This window comes from Rhodococcus sp. IEGM 1241 (assembly GCF_033142365.1).
Classification (GTDB): domain Bacteria; phylum Actinomycetota; class Actinomycetes; order Mycobacteriales; family Mycobacteriaceae; genus Rhodococcus_F; species Rhodococcus_F erythropolis.
This window is the reverse complement of the sequence record NZ_JAWLSE010000003.1, coordinates 148,243-171,922: the sequence shown is the minus strand read 5'-3', so window position 1 is coordinate 171,922 and position 23,680 is coordinate 148,243. Positions and strand designations below refer to the sequence as shown.

Genomic DNA, 23,680 nt, shown 5'->3' with positions numbered 1-23,680 from the left:
CGTTCTTCCGGCAAACTTGGACAGGAACGGGCACAGGTCCGAGTGGACCGGTGACGATGTGGGCCGATTTCGGCCGGTAGAGATTGGGGTTGCTTGTGTACCGCGTATTCGAGGCACTGGACGAACTGGTCGCAATTGTCGAAGAGGCGCGCGGTGTTCCCATGACCGCAGGGTGTGTTGTGCCTCGCGGTGACGTACTCGAGCTACTCGACGACGTCCGGGACGCAATTCCGAGTGAGCTGGACGACGCTCAGGACGTCCTCGATCATCGCGACAAATTGGTCGGTGACGCGCGAGCAAACGCCGAGAAGACAGTCAGCAGCGCCAATGCCGAGGCAACCTCGACTGTCGAGAACGCACGCGACGACGCCGACCGGATTCTGTCCGATGCCAAGGCTCAGGCCGATCGCATGGTTGCCGAAGCACGCGCGCACGCCGATCAGTTGGTCGAGGACGCCGAAGCAGAAGCGGAACGGACCGTCACCGACGGCCGCCGTGAGTACGAGGCCGTCACCGGACGGGCGCGTGCCGAGGCCGATCGGATGATCGAGTCCGGCCAGGCCTCGTACGAACATTCGGTGGCGGAGGGAACGGCGGAGCAGGCTCGTCTGGTATCGCAGACCGAGGTTGTCCAGTCAGCTCACGCGGAATCCGCGCGAGTGATCGACGCCGCTCATGCCGAGTCCGACAGGATGCGTTCGGAGTGTGACCTGTACGTGGACACCAAGTTGGCCGAGTTCGAAGAGTTCCTCACCGGAACGGTTCGATCGGTCGGGCGTGGTCGTCAACAGCTTCGAACGGGTTCGGGAGTCCCCGACTACCAGGACGACGATCGTCGTTCGGAGCGTCGCCGCTAGAGCGAACGCGACAGTCGAGGGTGGGTCGTCCGATATGGGGCGGCCCACTTTTTCGTGCACGGAATTGGGATTTGCGTTGTAGCTGCCGTATTGTGGAGTGGTTGCCCATACCAGTTTCAACAGTTAGGTGAGTTCTCTTTGTCAACGCATCGTCGTAGTTCGTCGCATCAGTCAAGTGATGCGGGATTTTTGCTGGACACGGTCAAGCTCGGTCGTCGTCCAGGGTCGATGCGTACCGTCGAGAGAACAATTCAGTCCCCGAACCGTATCGGTCTCGATCTGATCGCGATCGAAGCGGGCGCGGACATAGATCTCGATCTTCGTCTCGAAGCAGTGTCCGAAGGCGTTCTCGTCACCGGAAACGTGCATGCACCCACCAAGGGTGAATGCTCGCGGTGCCTTGAACCTTTCACCGACACTGTGGACATCTATCTCACGGAGTTGTTCGCTTACCCGGACAGCACCACCGAGGAGACGACGGAAGAGGGAGAGGTCTACGCGGTCGAAGACGACGAAATCGACCTCGAACCGGTCATCGTCGATGCAGTCGGTCTGGCGCTTCCGCTCCAGCCTCTGTGCAGTGACGATTGCCTGGGATTGTGCTCAGAATGTGGCATTCGCCTGGCGATTGCGGAATCTGGGCATGGGCATGACATACTTGATCCTCGCTGGGCTGGTCTCGCGGCCAAATTTGGCGTGGAATCAAACACCAGCGAAAATCTTGTGATCACCGAAGCCGAGGAGAAGTAGAAGTGGCTGTCCCCAAGCGCAAAATGTCGCGATCCAACACGCGGTCGCGTCGTAGCCAGTGGAAGACCACTGTGCCCACCCTCGTTACCTGCCCCAACCGTGGCTGTGGCGAGCAGACCCTTCCCCACATCGCATGCCCGTCATGCGGTACTTACAAGGGCCGCCAGGTAACCGCTGCTGTCTAGTTCTCCCCGGAGAAAGACTATGACGAGCGAAAATACAGTTTCAGCCGCCGGCGGCGAGGGCAATCACGACAAGCTCCTCGCCGCTGTCGGCGTAGATATAGAGCCCGGTCTTCTGACCCTGGCTCTCACGCACCGCTCGTACGCGTACGAGAACGGCGGTCTGCCCACGAACGAGCGCCTCGAATTTCTCGGGGATTCCGTTCTCGGCGTCACGGTGACCGAAAATCTTTATCTGTCCCACCCGGACAAATCCGAAGGTGATCTGGCGAAGATTCGTGCCAGCGTGGTCAACATGCATGCACTCGCCGAGGTTGCCAGGACTCTGGGTGAAGGTGGACTCGGAGCTCACCTGCTGCTGGGTAAGGGCGAGGAAATGACGGGCGGCCGTGACAAGCCGTCCATCCTCGCCGACGGTATGGAGTCGATTCTCGGCGCCATACACCTGCAGCACGGCATCGATACTGCGAGACGTGTTGTTCTCGATCTGTTCGACGATCTACTCACTCGCGCACCGCTTCTCGGCGCGGGTCTGGATTGGAAGACGAGTCTGCAGGAACTGACCGCAGAACACGGTGCCGGAGTTCCCGTCTACGAGATCACCGCTACCGGACCCGATCACGACAAGGAATTCACGGCCACAGTTCTCATCAGTGGCAAGCCCTTGGGCGTCGGTGTCGGTCGTTCCAAGAAGGAAGCCGAGCAGAAGGCAGCAAGTTCGGCATGGAAGACGATGTCGGAGAATGCCGCTGCTAGCGCAGTCGCTGCTGACGACCCGTCTGATCTCGCCGGCTGAGTTCACTCTTGCCTGAGCTTCCCGAAGTTGAAGTCGTTCGCCGCGGCCTACAGTCTCATGCTGTAGGTGCGGCGATCGAGGCCGTCGAGGTCCTCCATCCCCGCGCGATCAGGCGCCACATTCTCGGTTCCGAGGACTTGATCGGCCAACTCACCGGGCAGACCATCGCTTCGGCAGAGCGTCGCGGCAAGTATCTGTGGCTGGTTCTCGAGCCTGCCGGTGTCGGACTGGTGGTTCATCTCGGGATGAGCGGACAGATGTTGGTCCAACCCCCGACAGTCGACTGGGAAAAGCACCTACGCATTCGGTTGGCCCTCGATTCCGGGGCTGATCTTCGATTCGTCGACCAGCGGACCTTCGGTGGCTGGTCGATTTCACCCCTCGTCGAGGTCGACGGAACGATGCTGCCCGAGTCGGTGGCGCACATCGCTCGCGATCCCATGGATGCTGCGTTCGATCTCGAATCCGTCGTGAAAGTCCTGCGGGGCAAGCACACCGAGATCAAGCGGGCGATTCTCGACCAGACAGTGGTCTCCGGAATCGGAAACATCTACGCCGACGAATCATTGTGGCGTGCAAAGATTCACGGCAACCGAATCGCCGAATCGCTCACCAGGCCCAAACTTCGAGAACTGTTGACCGCGGCGCACTCGGTGATGGGCGAGGCGCTCGATCAGGGCGGTACGTCCTTCGACGCGCTGTACGTGAACGTCAACGGGGAATCGGGCTACTTCGACCGGTCGCTGTCGGCGTACGGGCAGGAGAATCTTCCGTGCCCGCGATGCGGCGCGCCGATCAAGCGTGAGAAGTTCATGAATCGATCGTCGTTCAGTTGCCCGCGGTGTCAGCCGACCCCGAGGGCACGGCGAATCGCCTAGGTCTCCGCCCCTTCGGTTCGGCGGAGTGGCAAGATTGCGTCATGGCTGAACAGACTCCAGACAACACTGCAACCGCCCCAGCTCACACGGAGCTTTGGGTCGAACGCACAGGAACCCGCCTCTACACCGGCAAGAGTTCGCGCGGCGCAGAGGTTCTCATCGGCTCCGAATCGGTGCCAGGAGTCTTCACGCCCGGCGAACTCCTCAAAATTGCACTGGCTGCATGCACCGGGATGAGCTCAGACTTCCCGATCTCTCGCCGCCTCGGTGACAACTACGACGCGACGGTCCGAGTGTCCGGTGCCGCCGATCGTGAAAACGAGGTCTACCCGCAGCTCGACGAGGTTCTCGAACTCGACCTCAGTGAGTTGGATGCCGAAGCGCAGCAGCGCCTCATCACTCTCGTCGAGCGTTCCGTCGACAAGGTGTGCACGGTCGGGCGCACTCTCAAGGCCGGAACCAAGGTCACGCTGTCGTTCGACACGGAAGCCTGATGTCCCGCGCCGGCAGTGTTGTCGCTGCGATCGCACTGGGTTCCGTTGTGGCGGTGAGTGCTCCGGCACAGGCCTCGGTCCCGGCCGACGGCTCGGACGGTGGTTGCGGCAAATGGACGTCGAGCGTCGTGACGACTGGTGCCGGAATGCTCGAGAATCTCGAATTCGACGGCAGCGGATCGATGGTGTTGTCGCAGTCGGCTCTGATCGGGCCGGGTGCACTGCTGAAAGTGGCGCCGGACGGAACACGGACAACTTTGGTCGGTGACGTCACCGGTCCTGGCGGGCTGGTCGCGCGTGACGGTTCCGTGTACTTCACCACGGGCAACTCGACTGTCTCGGGTCTGTTCGGAATCGCCGACGGCAGCCTTCGTAAGGTCGACGTCGCAGACGGATCGGTGACTACGATTGCCGACGGTCTGGTGATGCCGAACGGGCTTGTGCCACTGGACGGTAACCGTTTCCTCACAGCTCGCACCCTGACCCGGCCGGGGCTCACGGTCATCGACAGTGACGGAACCAGTTCGATCGTTCGTGAGGATCTCGGCACCGTCGACGGCCTCGCACGCTCCGGTTCGACGATCTACGTAACGACCACTTTCGACATGGTGACCGCCGTCCACGTCCTCGACGCACACGATCTGGGCGGGCCGGTGCGAACGATCACGCTCCCCGGGTTCGGTCCGGCAAACATGGCGGACGATCTGACCGTCGGACCGGACGGCGCGTTGTACGTCGCATTCAATGCCGGCGGCAAAGTTGTTCGCGTCGATCCGGATTCAGGATCTTCGTGTGAGATCGCCTCGGGTCTGCCGTTCACATCCGCGGTGAAGTTCGGTGCCGGCCCGGGCTGGGACCCCAACTCGCTCTACACCACCGGTTTCCTCGGCGACGTCCACCGTCTCGAACGTGTGGCGGGCTGAACGTCATGACTGAGACACCGCCTGTGCGGTTGACGGCGTGGGTTCACGGATATGTTCAGGGCGTCGGGTTCCGGTGGTGGACCAGGGCCCGCGCCCTCGAACTCGGGTTGATCGGATATGCGTCGAATCAGCGTGACGGTCGAGTGCTCGTCGTGGCGGAAGGCGAACGCACGCAGCTCGAGAAATTGTTGGAGTTGCTTCGCTCGGGAACAACACCGGGCACGGTGGATCTCGTGGTCGACAGCTGGGACCCCGCCAGGGGCGACCTGACAGGGTTCGTCGAACGCTGACCGGTTTGGCGGTAAAGTTTCCCCCCATGCACCTCAAGAGTCTGACACTCAAGGGATTCAAATCCTTTGCGTCGGCAACGACTCTTCGGTTCGAGCCGGGGATCACCTGTGTCGTCGGGCCGAACGGCTCGGGTAAATCCAACGTCGTCGATGCGTTGACCTGGGTGATGGGCGAGCAGGGCGCCAAGGCTCTGCGCGGCGGCAAGATGGAAGACGTCATCTTTGCCGGCACCTCCGGCCGCGCGCCGCTGGGCCGCGCCGAGGTGACCTTGACCATCGACAACGCCGACGGCGCGCTCCCGATCGAGTACTCCGAGGTGTCGATCACGCGCCGGATGTTCCGCGACGGCGCGGGGGAGTACGAGATCAACGGCTCGTCCTGCCGTCTGATGGACGTCCAGGAACTGCTCAGCGACTCCGGTATCGGCCGCGAAATGCATGTCATCGTCGGGCAGGGACGGCTCGCCGCGATCCTCGAATCCCGCCCCGAGGATCGACGCGCCTTCATCGAAGAAGCCGCGGGAGTCCTCAAACATCGCCGCCGCAAGGAAAAAGCGGTACGCAAGCTCGATTCCATGCAGGCCAATCTCGCTCGACTCAGTGACCTCACCGCGGAACTGCGTCGGCAACTCAAACCGCTGGGACGCCAGGCCGAGGTTGCTCGGCGAGCACAGACGGTCCAGGCTGACCTGCGTGATGCCAAGATGCGGCTGGCCGCTGACGACCTGGTGACCCGTCGAACCCAACTGAACGACCAGGCGCAGGACGAGAAAGCGGCCCGCGAACAGCACAACGAGGTGGCGTCCGCGCTCGACGAGGCCAACCTCGAACTCGGGCGCCAGGAGCAAGCTCTCGCTCGTCTGACTCCGGGATCGGAAGCGGCAGCGCAGAGTTGGTTCCAGCTCTCCGCGCTTGCCGAACGAGTCAACGCCACCGTGCGCATCGCCCGCGAGCGTGCACGACATCTCGACTCCGAACCCGTCGGCAACCGCGGCCAGGACCCGGACGAGATGGAAGCGCGCGCCGAACGTCTTGCGGCCGAGGAGGCCGAACTCCTCGAAGGCGTCGAAATCGCGCGAGCGGCGTCGGAAGCTGCTCGGGACCAGCTGGCAGCCACCGAAGATGCTGCAGCAGAAGCGGAACGGGCGCACATGGCGGAAGTTCGTGCCGTCGCCGACCGCCGTGAAGGTCTTGCTCGACTCTCCGGTCAGGTCGACACTTTGCGTACCCGCGTCGAATCCGTCGACGCGGAAGTTTCGCGACTGACCGAGGCCATCGACGAGGCTCGTCTGCGTGGGGATGCCGCACAAGCCGAGTTCGACACGGTGCAGGAAAGCATCGGGGACCTCGACGCCGGTGAAGTAGGCCTCGACACCAATCATGAACGCGCCGTCGAAGCTCTCGAGATGATCGACGCACGTGTCGAAGAACTTCGTGAGGAAGAAAAGACGAGCGGGCAACGCATAGCTTCGCTCCGTGCGCGCGTCGAGGCACTGTCGATGGGCTTGCAGCGCAAGGACGGTGGCGGCTGGCTGCTCGAACATCGGCGCGACGACGGCATCACCTCGCTGGTCGGATTGATTCACGTCGAACCCGGCTACGAAGCTGCCATCGCTGCCGCGATGGGGCCGGCGGCGGACGCCGTCGTGGCGCAGTCGCTGGACTCGGCTCGCTCCGCTGTTGCAGCGCTGGCCGATCAGGACGGTGGGCGTGCCTCGCTGATCGTGAGCGGTGAACCGGTGATCAAACGCGAGGCCGAGATCGCACCGGGCAGTCGTCCTGCCGTCGACGTCATCGACTGCCCTGATGAGTTGCGTGCGGGGTTGACCGCAATACTCGATGGCGTTGTCCTGGTCGAGACTCTCGAGGACGCGATTCGAGTTGTTGCTGACCACAAGGGAATTCGTGCAGTGACGCGTTCCGGCGATCTGCACGGTTCGGGGTGGATGATCGGTGGCTCGGATCGGCAACCCAGCACGCTGGAGGTACAGGCGGCGATCGACGCGTCAGCAGCGGAACTGGCGGCAACGGAGAGCCGATCCGAGGAACTCGACGCGGCGCTGTCCGGCGCTATGGCCGAACAGGCCGCTCGACGCGAGACCGCGGAGCAGACTTTGGCGGCGCTCAACGAGTCGGACGCCGCCATGTCCGCCATTTACGAGCAGTTGGGCAGATTGGGGCAGGCAGCACGAGTCGCCCACGCGGAATCCGAGCGGTTGACCGCCCAGCGAGTGCGTGCCGAGGAGGGCCGCGGTGAGTCGCTGACAAAGCTGGCGGACCTGGAAGAACGTCTGCGTGTGGCCGAAACCGACGGCAGTGCACCGGGACACGGTGCGGAATCGACCGCTGCCGATCGCGAAATGGCCGCAGCAGCGCTGGCCGAAGTGCGCATAGTCGAAATGGATGCTCGCCTTGCCGTGCGCACCGCCGAAGAACGTGCGGAATCCGTACGCGGAAAGGCTGATTCGCTTCGCCGCGCCGCTGCTGCCGAACGAGAGGCACGAATTCGCGCCGAGCGGGCTCTGCGCGCCAGAGCGCACGCTGCGGAAGTTGCAGCTGCCGTCGCCGAGTCGGGACAGCGCGTGGCGGCCGAACTCGAGGCCGTCGTCGCCGCGGCTCTTGCTCACCGCGACGAGTTGGCTCGGGCCCGCTCCGAGTGCACGGCCAAGCTGGATCAGGTCCGCGAGATCGTCCGGGCACTGACCGGACAGCTCGCTTCACTCACCGACGCCGTCCATCGCGACGAGGTTGCGAAGGCTCAGGCGGCGCTGCGCATCGAACAACTCGAGGAGTCGATCCTCGATCAGTACGGTATCGGCCTCGATGATCTGATCGCCGAGTACGGACCCGACGTCGAACTGCCGCCGACCGCTCTCGAAATCGAGGAGTACGAGCAGGCCAAGGAGCGCGGCGAGCAGGTAACCGCCCCCGCTCCGCTTCCGTACGATCGTGCGACTCAGGAACGGCGCGCGAAGCGGGCGGAGAAAGACCTCGCCACCCTCGGCAAGGTCAATCCGCTGGCGCTCGAGGAATTCGCAGCTCTCGAGGAGCGGTATACCTTCCTCTCCACTCAGCTCGAAGACGTCAAGACCGCACGCAAGGACCTTCTTGCTGTGGTCGCAGACGTGGACGCACGAATTCTGCAGGTGTTCACCGAGGCCTATGCCGACGTCGAGCGTGAGTTCGTGGGCGTGTTCGAGAAATTGTTCCCCGGGGGAGAAGGACGACTGGTTCTCACCGATCCGTCGGACATGCTGACCACAGGCATCGAAGTCGAGGCGCGTCCGCCCGGTAAGAAGGTCAAGCGGTTGTCGTTGCTGTCGGGCGGCGAGAAGTCCTTGACCGCGGTGGCCATGCTGGTCGCGATCTTCCGGGCACGCCCGTCCCCGTTCTACGTGATGGACGAGGTCGAGGCGGCGTTGGACGACACCAACCTGCGGCGGCTGATCGGACTCTTCGAACAATTGCGGGAGAAGTCGCAGTTGATCGTGATCACTCACCAGAAACCGACGATGGAAATCGCCGACGCGTTGTACGGAGTCAGCATGCGCGGCGACGGCATCACCACCGTGATTTCGCAGCGACTTCGCGGTCAAGACATGGCCTCGACGTAAGCCCTGCTCACTTTCCGGGTCGGAGCCTGAAACAATGGGCCGGTGACTACCCAGGCTTGGATCATCATCGCGGCTGTAGCGGCCGTACTACTCGTCGTTCTCGTTGCCGGATTCCTGCGCTACCGCAAGGGGCAGGTCTCGCTGAAGGCGCCCGAGACGAAGCCGGAGCTCGGCACCCCCGAGAAGGACAAGTCAGGCGGCTACAAGGCCGGTGGCGGGTTCAACTTCAGTCAAGGCTCGACGGCAACGGCGCCACCTCCGGTGGTTCCGACGCCGCCGGTCGCGGAGAAGCCGCCTGTCGTCGAAAAACCTGTCGTCGAAGAACCTGTCGTCGAAGAACCGGTCGTCGAAGAACCTGTTGCTGAGAAGCCGGCTGTCGTCGAGGAGCCGGTTGTCGAAGAACCCGCTGTTGTCGAGGAACCGGTTGTCGAAGAGCCGGTAATCGAAAAGCCGGTCGTAGAAGAACCACCAGTAGCAGAACCTGTTGTCGAAGAACCTGTCGTTCCCGAACCTGCAGTCGTACCCGAGCCCGTCGTAGTTCCCGAGTCCGTCGAGCCTGCACCGCCCGTGTTGGACGAGATCGACCCGACCGAGGGCCGGCTGGACCGACTGCGCGGGCGCCTCTCCCGCTCGCAGTCAGCAGTCGGCAAGAGCTTGCTCGGCCTACTCGGTGGCGGCGATCTCGACGAGGACTCGTGGGAAGAAGTCGAGGACACCCTTCTCATCGCAGACCTCGGCTCCGCGACCACGGAAAAGGTCGTCACGAAGCTTCGTGAGCAGATGGCGGCCCGCAGCGTCCGGACCGAGGTTGCCGCCCGCGCGCTCCTGCGTGAGGTGTTGATCGCCGAGCTGCGTCCCGAACTGGACCGCTCGATCCGCGCGTTGCCGCACGATGATCACCCGGCTGTTCTGCTCGTCGTCGGCGTCAACGGAACCGGAAAAACAACCACCACAGGCAAGCTGGCTCGCGTGCTCGTCGCCGACGGTCGTCGCGTCGTGCTAGGTGCCGCGGACACGTTCCGTGCCGCCGCTGCCGATCAGCTCCAGACGTGGGCCGAGCGTGTCGGCGCTGAAGTTGTTCGTGGCAAGGAGGGTGGCGATCCCGCTGCGATTGCCTTCGACGCGGTCTCACGGGGCATCGCGGACGGCGTCGACGTGGTCCTCATCGACACCGCCGGCCGTTTGCACACCAAGACCGGTCTGATGGACGAGCTCGGCAAGGTCAAGCGGGTCATCGAGAAGAAGGCGTCGGTCGACGACGTTCTGCTGGTTCTCGATGCGACGGTCGGCCAGAACGGACTGGCGCAGGCTCGAGTGTTCGCGGAGGTCGTGGACATCACCGGCGTCGTACTGACCAAGCTGGACGGAACCGCCAAGGGCGGAATCGTCTTCCAGGTTCAGCATGAACTGGGTGTGCCGGTGAAGTTGGTCGGTCTCGGTGAAGGTGCCGACGACCTGGCGCCCTTCGAACCGGGTGCGTTCGTCGACGCCCTGCTCGGCTGACGCCCCCGTGCGCCTTTTTGGTAGCGCGAACTACCGAAAAGGCGCACAGGGTCGGTAGAACCCCCTGGCGAAACCTGTTTGCAACAAAGTTGGGCAATTGGTTCACGTCTGCGAAACGCGACAGCGCCATGGACGAAACACCAGCCCAGCACTCTTCTCCTTAACGACGTGCTGCCCGGCACGTGCGACTAGGAGGTAGTAAGTGAGTACCGACGATTTGTTGGCGAACTCCGGTAACGCCGCATGGATGCTGATGGCCGCATCTCTGGTCTTGCTGATGACACCCGGCCTCGCTTTCTTCTACGGCGGGATGTCTCGGTCCAAGTCCGTCCTGAACATGATGATGATGTCCTTCGGGGCCATGGCCGTCATCGGCGTCATCTACGTTCTGTGGGGATGGTCGATGTCCTACGGCACCGAGAACATCGGGGGCATTTTTGCCAACCCGTTCGAGTTCTTTGGCCTCAAGAACAGCATCACCGATGCTGACGGCAACTTCATCGCCGGCGCGTGGGGCTACCCCAACGTCATCGACATCGCGTTCCAGGTGACATTCGCGATCATCACCACCGCCCTTATCAGTGGTGCCCTGGCCGAGCGGGTCAAGTTCGGCACCTGGCTGCTGTTCTCGGGTATCTGGGTCACCGTCGTCTACTTCCCCCTCGCACACATGGTGTGGGGCGGCGGACTCCTCTCGGGCTCCGAGGACGGCATCGCGGCAAAGCTCTTCGGCACCACGGTCAACGACGACGGAGTCACCGTCGCCAACGTCGCTCCGATCGACTTCGCCGGTGGCACAGTCGTTCACATCAACGCGGGTATGGCCGGTCTGGTCCTCGCCCTCATCGTCGGCAAGCGTCTCGGCTTCGGCAAGACCGCCTTCCGTCCGCACAACCTGCCCTTCGTGATGCTCGGCGCAGCACTTCTCTGGTTCGGTTGGTTCGGCTTCAACGCCGGCTCGGCATTCGCCGCCGACGGTAACGCCGGTCTCGCCTGGGTCAACACGACCACCGCGACGTGTGCCGCAGTCCTGGCCTGGCTCGCCACCGAGCGTATTCGTGACGGTCACGCCACCAGCCTCGGCGCAGCTTCCGGTGCGGTCGCCGGTCTGGTCGCCATCACCCCTGCTGCCGGTGCGCTCAACCCGGTCGGTTCCATCTTCCTCGGCGCCGTAGCCGGCATCCTGTCCGCTCTCGCAGTCGGCCTGAAGTTCCGCTTCGGCTTCGACGACTCGCTCGACGTCGTCGGTGTTCACCTTGTCTCCGGCCTGTGGGGCACGATCGGTATCGGATTCTTCGGCACCGCAACCGGCCTCTTCTACGGCGGCGACTACAAGCAACTGGTGGTTCAGATCGTGATCGCACTCGCAGCACTCGTCTTCACCGGCGTTCTGACGACGATCATCGGCTTCGCACTCAAGCCCCTGGGCTGGCGAATCTCGGCCGAGGACGAGGCACGCGGCATCGATGAGACCGAACACGCAGAGACCGCATACGACCTCGCGTGATCAGCACGTGATTAAAGTGAATTCAGGCACTTCAGAGTTTGGAAAGGGATGAGCACATGAAGCTGATCACAGCAATCGTCAAGCCGTTCACGCTCGAGGACGTCAAGACCGGACTCGAGCAGGCCGGAGTGCTGGGTATGACAGTCAGCGAAGTTCAGGGCTACGGCCGACAGAAGGGCCACACCGAGGTGTACCGAGGCGCGGAGTACTCCGTGGACTTCGTACCCAAGGTCCGGGTCGAGGTCGTCGTCGACGACGCGGCCGTGGACAAGGTGGTCGAGGTGATCGTCGAGGCCGCTCGAACCGGCAAGATCGGTGACGGCAAGGTGTGGGTCTCGCCAGTCGAGTCGGTCATCCGGGTTCGCACCGGGGAACGCGGTGGCGATGCACTCTGACCCGAAAGGGTCCGAGAACCTCGGCCCTGGTTCCGTCGCGAAAGCGACGGGGCCAGGGCCGGTCTCGTCAGGGGGATCCGACGAAGCTGCGGACCTGGCCCGCGCACGCAAGGCCCTACTCACCGGAGGCGTCAAGAACAGGAGGCTCGACGCCCCCTCACTGCGACATGCACTGGTCGATCTGCACGAATTCTGGTTGACCACCAAGGGGACCGAACTGGGCATCAAACCGGATTGTGGGTTTGCCATCGTCGCCGTGGGTGGTCTGGGCCGACGCGAACTGTTGCCGTATTCCGATCTCGATCTGATTCTGCTGCACGACGACATGGACCCAGCGGTCGTGGCCCAGGTTGCGGACAGCCTGTGGTATCCGCTGTGGGACGCGCACATCAAACTCGACCACAGCGTGCGGACGCTTCCACAGGCGCTTCAGGTTGCGGCCACCGACATGACGGCGGCACTTGGAATGCTCGAAGCACGCCACATTGCCGGCGATGTGGAGCTGAGCAACCTGTTGATCAGTGGTGTCCGTCGACAGTGGCGCATGGACATCCGCAGCCGATTCGACGAATTGATCACCCAGACCCGTACGAGGTGGGAGCGCAGCGGCGAGATCGCCCATCGCGCCGAACCGGATCTCAAGAGCGGCCGTGGCGGGCTGCGCGACGTGCAACTGCTCAACGCCCTGTCCATCGCGCAATTGACCGACGGGATGCCAGGGCTGGGACCCAACTCGCCCGGCGGCGGTCTGGCACTCGCGCACAGGCGGTTGCTCGACGTGCGCACCGAACTTCACCGCGTTGCCGGTCGCGCCCGCGATCAACTGCGAGCGCAGGACGCCGACGAAATCGGTGCGGCGCTGCGGATCGGTGATCGATTCGATCTGGCCCGCCTTCTCAGCGAATCGGCGCGCACCATCAGCTATTCGGTGGACGTCGGTATCCGTACCGCCGGAAACTCCTTGCCCCGGCGTGGTTTGTCGCGGCTGCGTCGCGCGCCGGTGCGACGACCACTGGACGAGGGCGTCGTCGAGCATGCCGGCGAAGTTGTCCTGGCGCGCGATGCGAGGCCGAAGAAGGATCCCGGTCTGGTGATGCGGGTCGCGGCAGCGGCGGCCACCAACGGCATGCCGATCTCCGCGTCGACGCTCAATCGCCTGGCCGACAACGCCCCGGAACTGCGTGAGCCGTGGCCGAAAAATGCGGTCAACGATCTCTTGGTCGTGCTCGGTTCGGGATCGCGTGCCGTTCCGGTGATCGAGGCGATGGACCGGACCGGGCTCTGGGGTCGACTCCTGCCGGAGTGGGGGACCATTCGCGATCTTCCGCCGCGCGACGCCGTCCATACGTGGACGGTGGATCGCCACCTGGTCGAAACCGCCGCGTATGCAAGCGGATTCACCACTCGCGTCGCTAGGCCGGATCTGCTCATGCTCGGTGCGTTGATCCACGACATCGGGAAGGGGCGAGGGGGAGACCACAGCGTCGTCGGTGCCGAATTGGCCACCGCGATCGGAAATCGCTTGGGACTCTGGCCTTCCGACGTCGCGACGTTGACGGCGATGGTGCGCTATCACTTGCTGCTGCCGGAAACCGCGACCCGTCGCGACCTCGACGATCCGGCAACGGTTCAGCGAGTGGTCGACGCACTCGAAGGGGACGGGACGCTTCTCGATCTCCTGCATTCGTTGGCGGAGGCGGATTCGCTGGCCACCGGGCCTGGCGTCTGGGGCGACTGGAAGTCGTCTCTGATCGGTGAGCTCGTGCGTCGTTGCCGTTTGTTGATGGCGGGGGAGGAACTCCCACAACCCGACCCACTCGCTCCCGAGCAGTTGGCCATTGCCGAGGATGGCGGGGTTCACGTCTCGCTCGTACCGGCCGAGAATCCGCACACCTACGTCGTGACCGTCATCGCGCCCGACGCGCCCGGGCTGCTGTCTCGGGCCGCCGGCGTTCTGGCGCTGCAGTCGTTGCGGGTGCATTCCGCTTCGCTGGGGTCGCATGCGGGTTCGGCGGTCAATTCGTTTGTCGTCACACCGAGGTTCGGCACACCTCCGCAGGCGGTGCTGCTCAGGCAGGAATTGATCCGCGCTTCGGCCGGTGAACTGAATCTGCTCGAACTTCTCGACGCCAAGGACGAGGAGGCACGGGCAGAGCAGTGGGACGACCCGATCCAGACAAACAAGGACTCGGCGGTTCCGGTGCTCTATTCGCAGGCGCCGCCGCGGGTCATCTGGTTCGACGCGCCCGGTGACGGTCACGCGATCCTCGAATTGCGTACCGAGGACCGCGTCGGCCTGCTTTGCCGACTGGCCGCAGCACTCGAACACAGTGGTGCCGACATCCGGTGGGCGAAGGTCGCCACGTTGGGTTCCTCGGTGGTCGACGCGTTCTGCCTCGACTTCGGTGAGGCCGATACCCGCGCGGCGCGAGAGCGCGTCGAGGAGGCGGTGCTGGCGGTGGTTCCGGTGCCACAACCGAAGAAGAAAGAGGATTGACGGACCGGTTTCGGCAGTTACGCCCGCATCGGCTGGGATCGGTGCGGGCGTAGCGGCTAGGCTGGTGCCCGAGAATATCCACGGCTAACTCGCACGACCTTCAGGAGCGCACTCGGTGTTCGAATCCCTTTCCGACAGATTGACCGGATCTCTCAAGGATCTGCGTGGCAAGGGTCGTCTGTCCGGCGCCGACATCGACGCTACGGCCCGCGAGATCCGCCTTGCCCTGCTCGAGGCCGACGTCGCGCTTCCCGTAGTGCGCAGCTTCATCGCCAAGATCAAGGAACGCGCCAAGGGCGCCGAGGTCTCGGGTGCACTGAACCCGGCGCAGCAGGTCGTCAAGATCGTCAACGAAGAGCTGGTCGAGGTTCTCGGCGGCGAAACTCGTCGACTCCAGTTCGCCAAGACTCCGCCGACGGTCATCATGTTGGCCGGTCTGCAGGGTTCCGGTAAGACCACGCTGGCCGGAAAGTTGGCCAAGTGGCTCAAGGACCAGGGGCACACGCCCCTCCTCGTTGCCTGCGACCTTCAGCGTCCCGGCGCCGTCACTCAGCTTCAGATCGTCGGTGAGCGTGCGGGCGCGGCAGTCTTCGCGCCGCACCCCGGTACCTCCATCGGCGGTGGCGAGAACGCCCTCGGCGTTTCCGCAGCCGACCCCGTCGAGGTCGCCCGCGCCGGAGTCGAGGAAGCCCGCAACAAGCATTACGACGTCGTGATCGTCGACACCGCCGGTCGCCTCGGTATCGACTCGGAGCTGATGGCGCAGGCCGCCGGTATCCGTGACGCCGTCAACCCGGACGAGACCATCTTCGTTCTCGACGCCATGATCGGTCAGGACGCGGTCAGTACCGCCGACGCGTTCCGTGAGGGAGTCGGCATCACCGGTGTCGTCCTCACCAAGCTCGACGGCGACGCCCGCGGTGGCGCCGCACTGAGCGTCCGCGAGGTCACCGGCCAGCCGATCCTCTTCGCGTCCACCGGCGAGAAGCTCGAAGACTTCGACGTCTTCCACCCCGATCGCATGGCCAGCCGGATCCTCGGTATGGGCGACGTCCTGAGCCTCATCGAGCAGGCCGAGCAGGTTTTCGACGCCGATCAGGCCGAAGCGACCGCAGCGAAGATCGGTTCCGGTCAGCTCACCCTCGAAGACTTCCTCGATCAGATGATGGCCGTCCGCAAGATGGGCCCGATCGGCAACCTCCTCGGCATGCTGCCGGGTGCCGGCGGCATGAAGGACGCGCTGGCCAACGTCGACGAGAAGCAACTCGATCGCATTCAGGCCATCATCCGCGGTATGACGCCGGCCGAGCGCGACGATCCGAAGATCATCAACGCCTCACGCCGACTGCGCATCGCGAACGGTTCGGGCGTCAAGGTTTCCGACGTCAACCAGTTGGTGGATCGCTTCTTCGAAGCCCGCAAGATGATGGCTGCCATGGCCGGCCGTATGGGCATGCCCGGCGCGCGTAAGCAGGTTCGCAGCAAGAAGGGCAAGAAGGGCAAGAAGGGCGGCAAGGGCCCGACGCAGCCCAAGATGCGCGGAGGATTCCCCGGTATGGGCGGATTCCCGGGTATGCCCGGCGGAATGCCGGCCGGTATGCCCGACCTGTCGAACATGCCCAAGGGTCTCGATCAGTTGCCGCCCGGACTGGAAGGCATCGATCTTTCCCAGCTCAAGCTGCCCAAGAAGTAGTCGGTGGCTGCGCTTCATCTGCGGGGTATCGGTCTGCCCGATGCCGAGCCGATCGAATTGTGGATCGTCGACGGGCTGATTTCCTTCGAGCCGGTGTCCGGTGCCGAGACGATCGTCGAATCGGGTTGGATCACACCGGGTCTCGTGGATGCGCATTGTCACGTCGGTATCCGCTACGGCGGTGGCGGGGGCGAAACCGTCGACGGCTTGCTGGAGCAGGCGAAGACCGAACGTGACGCGGGCGTGCTGTTGCTCCGCGACGCCGGATCACCGGTCGACACCAGGTTCATCGACGAGCGCCTCGATTTGCCGCGAATCATTCGCGCAGGTCAGCACATCGCGGCACCCAAGCGGTACATCCCGGGCTTGCCGGTCGACCTGGACGACGAATCTCAGTTGCCGGCCGAGGTAGTGCGTCAGGCACGCGCTGGTGACGGCTGGGTCAAGCTCGTCGGCGACTGGATCGATCGTTCCGTCGGCGATTTGGCTCCCTTGTGGAGCGACGAGATCCTGGTCGAGGCCATCGCTGCCGCCCACGCCGAAGGCGCAAAGGTCACCGCTCACGTTTTTGCCGAAGACGCTTTGCCCGGCCTGATCAACGCCGGTATCGACTGCATCGAGCACGGCACCGGATTGACGGACGCGACCATCGAGTCGATGGTCGCGCACGGCACGGCCCTGGTTCCGACGCTGATCAACATCGCTACTTTCCCCGAGATCGCGGACTCCGCCACGCGGTATCCGATCTACGCGGCGCATATGCGCGATTTGCACGCTCGTCGGCACCAGACAATCGGTGCCGCTCACGAGGCCGGGATTCCGATTTATGCCGGAACGGATGCCGGCGGTTCGATCAGGCACGGGCGGATCGCCGACGAGATCGCCGAACTCGAAGTTGCCGGATTGACAGCTCACCAGGCGTTGGGCGCAGCCAGCTGGGATGCGCGGAGTTGGTTGGGTGCCCAGGGCATCGAAGAGGGAGCGCCCGCCGACCTGGTGGTCTATTCCGAAGATCCGCGCGGAAACTCCGATGTGCTCGCGAAGCCGACGCGTGTGATCCTCCGCGGCACCCCCGTGAGTGGTTAGGGAGTCCCTGCACTCTCGAAGCGCGCACAGGGTGGTTTCCGAACGAGCCCACCCATCTGGCACAATGGACCATTGTTCGTCGCAACCGGTTACGTACCGCTGCGACGGTCACAGGATAGAGGCAAAACCGGGCTCACAAATCGTGTGGGTCGCTGAATTGCACGTGACATGCGCAGCACTGTTGTGCGCGCTGAAGGAGAACTGCAGCTGTGGCTGTCAAAATCAAGCTCACCCGCCTCGGCAAGATCCGCAACGCTCAGTACCGCGTTGTCATCGCCGACTCGCGCACCCGTCGTGACGGCCGTGCGATCGAGACCATCGGCAAGTACCACCCCAAGGAAGAGCCCTCGCTGATCGACATCGATTCCGAGCGCGCTCAGTACTGGCTGTCCGTGGGCGCACAGCCCACCGAGCCCGTCGAGGCACTCCTCAAGATCACCGGTGACTGGCAGAAGTTCAAGGGCCTGCCGGGCACCGAAGGCACCCTGCGCGTCAAGGAAGCCAAGCCCACCAAGCTCGAGCTCTTCCAGGCTGCGCTCGCGCAGGCCGAGAACGAGCCGGTTGCAGAAGCAATCACCCCCAAGAAGAAGAAGGCTGCAAAGGCTGACGAGGCCAAGGCAGAAGACACCGCGGCTGACGCCGAGGCTCCCGCTGCAGACGCCGAGGCTGCTGACAAGTGAGTGCCGTCGTCGCTGATGCGGTAGAGCATCTCGTGCGTGGCATCGTCGCCAATCCCGACGATGTGCGTGTCGAGCTGATCACCGGACGTCGGGGACGGACCGTCGAGGTGCACGTGCACCCCGACGATCTCGGCAAGGTCATCGGTCGGGGTGGTCGCACGGCGACCGCTCTGCGGACCTTGGTCTCCGGCATCGGTGGCCGCGGTATCCGTGTTGATGTCGTCGACACCGATCAGTAGACGGCAGTAAACAGGTGGAACTCGTAGTCGGTCGTGTCGCGAAGTCGCATGGCATCAAAGGTGAATTGGTAGTCGAGGTTCGTACAGACGAGCCCGAAGATCGTTTTGCCGTAGGTTCTGTGCTGCGTGGGCGCAAGCCGCGCGAGTCCACACTGAAGTCGTACACAGTGGAAGCCGCCCGGGATCATTCCGGGCGGCTTCTGCTGCGCCTCGAAGGCGTCAGTGACCGTGGCGACGCAGATGCGTTGCGCGGCACACTGTTTGTCATCGACAGTTCCGAACTCGAGCCTTCGGATGATCCGGACGAGTTCTACGACCACGAACTCGAAGGACTGAAGGTCGTCCTCACGGACGGTACCGAGGTCGGTTCGGTCATCGAGGTATTGCATTCCGCCGCAGGCGAATTGCTTTCGATTCGTCGTACCGGCGAGACGTCCGGTGAATTGCTGATCCCGTTTGTCGCCGCCATCGTCACCTCGGTGTCGATTGCCGACGGCGTCGTGATGATCGAGCCTCCCGAGGGACTGCTCGACCCGGATTTCGGCGACAAGTCGAACAGCGATAATTCGAACTCAGACAACGACTGATCGTTTGTCATGCGTCTCGACGTCGTCACCATCTTTCCCGAGTATCTCGAACCGCTTCGTGCTGCCTTGCTGGGCAAGGCAATCGAACGTGGCTTGATCTCGGTCGACGTCCACGATCTTCGGTCGTGGACCCATGACGTACACAAAGCCGTCGACGATTCCCCGTACGGCGGCGGACCCGGCATGGTCATGAAACCCACCGTCTGGGGTCCGGCACTGGACGACGTGATCGGTCGCTCCGATTCTTCCGGCCCGGATGATGCCGAGACGATCCTGGTGGTGCCGACTCCCGCCGGCGTCCCGTTCACTCAGGCGACCGCACATCGCTGGGCCACCGCCAAGCACCTTGTCTTCGCCTGCGGCCGATACGAAGGTATCGACCAACGGGTTTTCGACGACGCCGCCAAGCGGGTTCGCGTCGAAGAAGTCAGTATCGGCGATTACGTTCTGATCGGCGGTGAAGCAGCCGTGCTGGTGATGGTCGAGGCTGTTGTGCGACTGATGCCCGGCGTTCTCGGCAATCAGCTGTCACACCAAGAGGATTCGTTCTCCGACGGGCTCCTCGAAGGGCCCAGTTACACTCGCCCCGCCGTGTGGCGTGATCTCGAGGTTCCGCCTGTTCTGCTTTCCGGAGATCACGCGAAGATCAAGGCGTGGCGCCATGAGCAGTCGCTGCAGCGCACGGCCGAGCGTCGACCGGATCTACTTCCTTAGGTATTTCTCTTCAACCAGGTGATGCTTGCGCCGTCGTCGAGCGATTCGGTTGCAGTCGGTGTGAACAGTGTCGGCGCGTAGTTACCTCTGATCATCGGTATGCCCGCGCCGGCGACAACCGGATACCTTTTGACGATCAACTCGTCGATCTCCGGTAGTAGTTCGCCGGCGAGAGTTCCGCCGCCGCACAGCCAGATATCTTGTCCTTCTTCCTCTTTGAGGGATCTGACGACCGCACGTGGATCGGTGCGAACGATGGTGACCGCGGGATCCTCGGCGTCAGGGAGGGTGCTGGAGACGACGAACTGGCGCAGGTGCGCAAAGGGGCTGGTCACGCCGAGGCTCAGCCCGGGCTCGTAAGAGCCGCGGCCCATGACGACCGTGTCGAAGGTTCTGTTGGGTGCGTCCTCGATTCCGAGAGCGGGCCGCACATGCGTTGGCACGGTCTCGGGATATCGATCGCATATCCAGGCCGTGATCTGTTCGGAAACCGGGAAGAAATCGAATTCGCCGTCTGGTCCCGCGATGTAGCCGTCGAGGGAAGCTCCCACGTAGTACACAAGCTTTCGCATCAAACGCTCCGTTCGTAGTACTATGTATGTAGTGGTTTAACTTAGGGTCGTGTCAGGAGTGATGTCAAGTGCGAAAGAACCCGGAACGACGGCTTGCCCTGATCGACGCGGCAATCGAGGTGTTGGCCCGAGAGGGTGCTCGAGGCTTGACTTTTCGAGCCGTCGACACCCAGGCAGCCGTGCCGAACGGGACAGCGTCGAACTACTTCTCCAATCGCGACGACCTACTCACGCAGGCCGGTGGCCGGATCTACGAGCGACTGATTCCGGACGACCTCGAGGGATTGATCGATCCCGTCAACGGCACCGATCGTGAGCGACTGGTGACGCTCATGCTCGACGTGGTCGAGCGGGTCACCTCGTTTGGAACGGGTTTCCTCGCACTGATGGAGTTGCGGTTGGAGGCGGTGCGTCGCCCGGACCTGCGAGCGGTCCTGACCGTCCGTATTCGAGAAGACTTCGATCTGAACGTAGCCAATCATCTGGCGTCGGGCGTGCCGGGTGATGCGATGACCGTTCGCCTGCTCTATTTGTCGCTGAACTGGCTCGTACTGGATCGACTGACATTGCCGAACCTGTTCGGGGAGGAAGATATTCGTACGATCGTCGAGGCCGCGGTGGATCGAGCGCTACCCCGCGAATCGTAGAAGGTCAGTGCCGCTCGGCAGGTTTGCGGCGGAACGAGAAGTATCGATGACCGAAGAAACTCACCCCGGCAACGATCAACATGACAACCGCCTGGGCGGGAAGCGGCGGGGCATGCAGAATCGACACCGCGATTGTTCCGAGTATCAGATTCAGCACGAGGCCACCGGAATTGACGACGATGAACGCGCCCAGGTCGCGTGCCACATGTCCGCGGACGCGGAAAACCAACATCCGATGCAGAACGAAAGCGATGAGCACGCTGATGGAGTACGCACCGATCACAGCCACTTGATACAGATCCTTGTTGTCGAGGATCAGTGACCAGATCACGAAGAGCCCGTATCCGATCGCCGTATTGGCCACTCCGACAATGGCAAACGCGATGGGTTGATGCTTGACCACCCGCAGCAGTGGGCCGGGGTTCTCGGGTGATGCGATGTCTTCGGTCATGAAGACTCGGTTTTCACGGTGTTGATCCGGTCCTTGCGTCGTGTCCGCAGATACATCCACTCGAGCACGCCGAGTCCGAGGATTCCGGCGACCATCGAAGCGCCGCCGACCTTCCATCCCGGGGGTCGCCACGTGAGGACAAGTTCAGCGTCCTTGGTCCCGGCTGGGATGTCCACGGTGACAAAGGACTTCGCGACGACGTCGATCGGGACAGGCTGACCGTCGAGGCTAGCTCGATACCCGGGCCAGCCGAGCCGTGCGAACACAACCTTGCCGCCGGTCTCCGAACTGACACGAAGGGTGCTCGACATGTTCGACTCGGCGGTCGAAACAGCTTCGACGCCACGGGTATCGGCGATACGGCCGTTTCGTGTCGAGACGGGGCCGTCGACGCGTTCGAGCACGGAGATGTAGTTCTCGTGTCCGGGGTAGTCGACCCATGTCCACCCGTCGGGGGCCGGGTTCTTACGTGCGTCGGGGTAGAGGGCGTTCTGCAGTACGACGCGGTCCACCTTCATCAGGTCGACGATGGTGCGGCCGGTGGTGGGTTCGACGGTGAATGCCCGTCGGAAGGCGTCGGGGCAGACGCTCATGTCCCAGCGCATGCAGAGCAGATCGCCGAAGTAGAAGTGCCCGTTGGGGGTGTAGCCGCTGGTGTAGGTCAGTTCGAGGTCTTTGGGGTAGTTGCCGAAAGCCAGGGAACCGTACGCTCCGTCGAGGGTTTTGTCCCCGGGTGCGATGAGTGCACGGTCGCCCAGTTGCAGTGTCGTGCCTTCAAAGTCGGGGAAGGCCTCTTTCATCTCCGAGCGGGATTCGGGCAGGTCCCAGCTCATCGGGGTTGGTTGCGCGGCCCGAACCTGGGCGTAGGCGATGGGGGAGACCGCGGCGATTGCCAACAGGCATGCGAGCGCGGTGCCCTTGGTGCGGCCCAGCCACACCATCGCAGCGCCGAGTGCGGCAACGACCAGGGCTGAGATCACATGCCATTTCGCGAGCCCGGGAGCTGCCGAGGCGGACCTGATCAAAAGCAGGCCCACGAGGATTCCCGCTGCAACGCAGCGTCCGCGCAACTTGTCGGTCGTGGCGTAACGCCCGAGCAGGATGCACACCAGAAGCAGGAGTCCGATGGCCACCATCGGAAGCACGCGCGCGGGCCACCGCAGTGGGCCGATTGTGCTCGGCCCGGCAGTCCACATGAGGACGGCGACCGTGAAGATCCCGACGGCGGTCAATTCGCGTGCCGCGGCGCGTGCCTTGCCCCAGTCGATGAACGCCAGAGCCGGAATGAGGAACCACGCGACGTAGACCATGGGCATGGTCTGGATGTATCCCCACCACGAGGAGAATGCGGGCATCGTGCTCGGCAGGCTCGCGTTCAGCGATTCCGACCAGGGAACGGCAAGGAATGCGTCGTTCTTGACTTCGGATGCACCGCGCCAGGTGACGTCGGCGGTGAGCAGGCTCGGCAGATACGTCGCGAGACCTGCGAGGGCGGCACAGGCAGACACCGCCAGAAGCCGCAGCGACGGCAGCCAACGCCGCTGATAGACAACTTCGCCGATCGCGACTGCGACGATCATCAAGCCGGATTCGACTGCGGGGAAAACATATTGGACCGACATCGCGAGATACAAGAACACGAAGGTCGGGATCGGACCGCTCTTGCCTCTGGCGTAGCGGATTGCCGAGGCCCACGCCTGAACCATCCAGGCAGTGCCTGTGAAGGCTGTCATCCAACTGGCCGAGTCGAAGAACAGGAGGAAACCGGTGAACGGAATCGAGACTCCGGCGACCGCAGCCCACGTGGGCTTCGAGCCGTACTCCAGGCAGATCCGATAGACGCCCAGCGCAAGGATGATCGCGAAGATCAATTTCACGATCGTCGCGTACAGCGCCAGGTTGTCGAAGGACGGTGCGATCAGGTCGATCAGAAGTTGTGGCGGATTGAGAAGGCCCGCTTCCTCGATCGCGTAGTTGCCCGCCATCCAGTTCTCGGGGACGAGTACCGGTAGGTGTCCTTCTCGCAGGCTACGGCCGAGCATGACCCACAGCGGCGCGTACTGGGACTCGGTGTCGTCGGTGTAGAAGTGACGAGCGTTCGCGAGCACCACGGCCAGGTAGCCGGCGATGACACCGACCGCCGTGACGGCGCCCCACTTGTACACGTCTGCCCGGGCGAGAGTGCGAGTTTCCACCACGAGTTCCAGACCTTAACAGGGCAGGTGGGGCGCGCGGAGACGCGAGCGCATCACGCGCCGTCGGCATCCGAAGTCCGGACATCTCTGCGTGTTAAAGTTCGCGACGGTGTGGGCCCGATCGTGCCTG

General features: G+C 63.4%; 23 protein-coding genes. 20 read left to right on the top strand and 3 right to left on the bottom strand.

Going from position 1 to position 23,680, the window contains the following annotated elements:
- Positions 1–95: 95 nt before the first annotated feature.
- The 19 genes from R4P70_RS15770 to trmD all read left to right on the top strand — a co-directional run bounded on the left by R4P70_RS15770 (position 96) and on the right by trmD (position 19,685).
- Positions 96–857: a DivIVA domain-containing protein gene (locus tag R4P70_RS15770; protein WP_003942696.1), complete on the top strand. Its 762-nt coding sequence runs from the start codon at positions 96–98 to the stop codon at positions 855–857.
- Positions 858–1,046: 189 nt separating this feature from the next.
- The gene (locus R4P70_RS15765; protein ID WP_007729319.1) at positions 1,047–1,607 is read left to right on the top strand and encodes a YceD family protein; all 561 of its coding nucleotides are present in this window, start codon (positions 1,047–1,049) and stop codon (positions 1,605–1,607) included.
- Positions 1,608–1,609: 2 nt separating this feature from the next.
- Positions 1,610–1,792, top strand: a complete 183-nt coding sequence (rpmF, locus tag R4P70_RS15760; protein WP_007729318.1) for a 50S ribosomal protein L32 — start codon at positions 1,610–1,612, stop codon at positions 1,790–1,792.
- A 19-nt stretch (positions 1,793–1,811) separates the two neighbouring features.
- Positions 1,812–2,585 carry a ribonuclease III gene (gene rnc, locus R4P70_RS15755; protein ID WP_153212462.1) on the top strand — a complete coding sequence of 258 codons (774 nt, stop codon included), beginning with the start codon at positions 1,812–1,814 and terminating at the stop codon, positions 2,583–2,585.
- Between the two features lie 8 nt (positions 2,586–2,593).
- The gene (gene mutM, locus R4P70_RS15750) at positions 2,594–3,463 is read left to right on the top strand and encodes a bifunctional DNA-formamidopyrimidine glycosylase/DNA-(apurinic or apyrimidinic site) lyase (protein WP_019747953.1); all 870 of its coding nucleotides are present in this window, start codon (positions 2,594–2,596) and stop codon (positions 3,461–3,463) included.
- Between the two features lie 41 nt (positions 3,464–3,504).
- The gene (locus R4P70_RS15745; protein WP_020907278.1) at positions 3,505–3,957 is read left to right on the top strand and encodes an OsmC family protein; all 453 of its coding nucleotides are present in this window, start codon (positions 3,505–3,507) and stop codon (positions 3,955–3,957) included.
- Positions 3,957–4,880, top strand: a complete 924-nt coding sequence (locus R4P70_RS15740; RefSeq protein WP_047888817.1) for an SMP-30/gluconolactonase/LRE family protein — start codon at positions 3,957–3,959, stop codon at positions 4,878–4,880. Before R4P70_RS15745 ends, R4P70_RS15740 begins: the two co-directional genes overlap by 1 nt.
- A 5-nt stretch (positions 4,881–4,885) precedes the next feature.
- A complete protein-coding gene (locus tag R4P70_RS15735; RefSeq protein ID WP_020907281.1) occupies positions 4,886–5,170 on the top strand; it encodes an acylphosphatase in 285 nt (94 codons plus the stop codon).
- 26 nt (positions 5,171–5,196) lie between these two features.
- On the top strand, positions 5,197–8,784 hold the full coding sequence (smc, locus tag R4P70_RS15730; RefSeq protein WP_182261099.1) for a chromosome segregation protein SMC: 3,588 nt from the start codon (positions 5,197–5,199) through the stop codon (positions 8,782–8,784).
- A 42-nt stretch (positions 8,785–8,826) separates the two neighbouring features.
- On the top strand, positions 8,827–10,287 hold the full coding sequence (gene ftsY, locus R4P70_RS15725) for a signal recognition particle-docking protein FtsY (RefSeq protein WP_317830992.1): 1,461 nt from the start codon (positions 8,827–8,829) through the stop codon (positions 10,285–10,287).
- 247 nt (positions 10,288–10,534) lie between these two features.
- Positions 10,535–11,794: an ammonium transporter gene (locus tag R4P70_RS15720; protein WP_042450902.1), complete on the top strand. Its 1,260-nt coding sequence runs from the start codon at positions 10,535–10,537 to the stop codon at positions 11,792–11,794.
- Positions 11,795–11,850: 56 nt separating this feature from the next.
- Positions 11,851–12,189 carry a P-II family nitrogen regulator gene (locus tag R4P70_RS15715; RefSeq protein WP_003942772.1) on the top strand — a complete coding sequence of 113 codons (339 nt, stop codon included), beginning with the start codon at positions 11,851–11,853 and terminating at the stop codon, positions 12,187–12,189.
- On the top strand, positions 12,179–14,686 hold the full coding sequence (locus tag R4P70_RS15710; protein ID WP_020907284.1) for a [protein-PII] uridylyltransferase: 2,508 nt from the start codon (positions 12,179–12,181) through the stop codon (positions 14,684–14,686). Before R4P70_RS15715 ends, R4P70_RS15710 begins: the two co-directional genes overlap by 11 nt.
- A 115-nt stretch (positions 14,687–14,801) precedes the next feature.
- Positions 14,802–16,379 (top strand): signal recognition particle protein, encoded by a 1,578-nt coding sequence (gene ffh / locus R4P70_RS15705; protein ID WP_003942713.1) that lies wholly within the window; start codon positions 14,802–14,804, stop codon positions 16,377–16,379.
- A 3-nt stretch (positions 16,380–16,382) separates the two neighbouring features.
- The gene (locus R4P70_RS15700) at positions 16,383–17,465 is read left to right on the top strand and encodes an amidohydrolase family protein (protein WP_317830991.1); all 1,083 of its coding nucleotides are present in this window, start codon (positions 16,383–16,385) and stop codon (positions 17,463–17,465) included.
- A gap of 209 nt (positions 17,466–17,674) precedes the next feature.
- Positions 17,675–18,145 carry a 30S ribosomal protein S16 gene (gene rpsP / locus R4P70_RS15695; protein WP_003942818.1) on the top strand — a complete coding sequence of 157 codons (471 nt, stop codon included), beginning with the start codon at positions 17,675–17,677 and terminating at the stop codon, positions 18,143–18,145.
- A complete protein-coding gene (locus tag R4P70_RS15690; protein WP_003939023.1) occupies positions 18,142–18,384 on the top strand; it encodes an RNA-binding protein in 243 nt (80 codons plus the stop codon). The genes rpsP and R4P70_RS15690 overlap by 4 nt, the downstream gene beginning before the upstream one ends.
- A gap of 14 nt (positions 18,385–18,398) precedes the next feature.
- Entirely contained in the window at positions 18,399–18,971 is a 573-nt protein-coding gene (gene rimM, locus R4P70_RS15685; protein WP_020907286.1) for a ribosome maturation factor RimM, read from the top strand.
- Between the two features lie 9 nt (positions 18,972–18,980).
- Positions 18,981–19,685: a tRNA (guanosine(37)-N1)-methyltransferase TrmD gene (trmD, locus tag R4P70_RS15680; protein WP_019747962.1), complete on the top strand. Its 705-nt coding sequence runs from the start codon at positions 18,981–18,983 to the stop codon at positions 19,683–19,685.
- Here the strand turns inward: trmD and R4P70_RS15675 are convergent.
- The gene (locus R4P70_RS15675) at positions 19,682–20,257 is read right to left on the bottom strand and encodes a dihydrofolate reductase family protein (protein ID WP_099698021.1); all 576 of its coding nucleotides are present in this window, start codon (positions 20,255–20,257) and stop codon (positions 19,682–19,684) included. The genes trmD and R4P70_RS15675 overlap by 4 nt on opposite strands.
- A 68-nt stretch (positions 20,258–20,325) precedes the next feature.
- Between R4P70_RS15675 and R4P70_RS15670 the strand changes: the two genes are divergently transcribed.
- Positions 20,326–20,904 carry a TetR/AcrR family transcriptional regulator gene (locus R4P70_RS15670; RefSeq protein ID WP_020907288.1) on the top strand — a complete coding sequence of 193 codons (579 nt, stop codon included), beginning with the start codon at positions 20,326–20,328 and terminating at the stop codon, positions 20,902–20,904.
- A gap of 4 nt (positions 20,905–20,908) precedes the next feature.
- On the opposite strand, the gene R4P70_RS15665 is transcribed toward R4P70_RS15670, so the two are convergent.
- Both R4P70_RS15665 and R4P70_RS15660 read right to left on the bottom strand, forming a co-directional pair.
- Complete coding sequence (locus R4P70_RS15665; RefSeq protein ID WP_099698020.1) at positions 20,909–21,355, bottom strand: GtrA family protein; 447 nt, start codon at positions 21,353–21,355, stop codon at positions 20,909–20,911.
- Complete coding sequence (locus tag R4P70_RS15660) at positions 21,352–23,550, bottom strand: hypothetical protein (RefSeq protein ID WP_317830990.1); 2,199 nt, start codon at positions 23,548–23,550, stop codon at positions 21,352–21,354. The genes R4P70_RS15665 and R4P70_RS15660 overlap by 4 nt, the downstream gene beginning before the upstream one ends.
- Positions 23,551–23,680 lie beyond the last annotated feature (130 nt).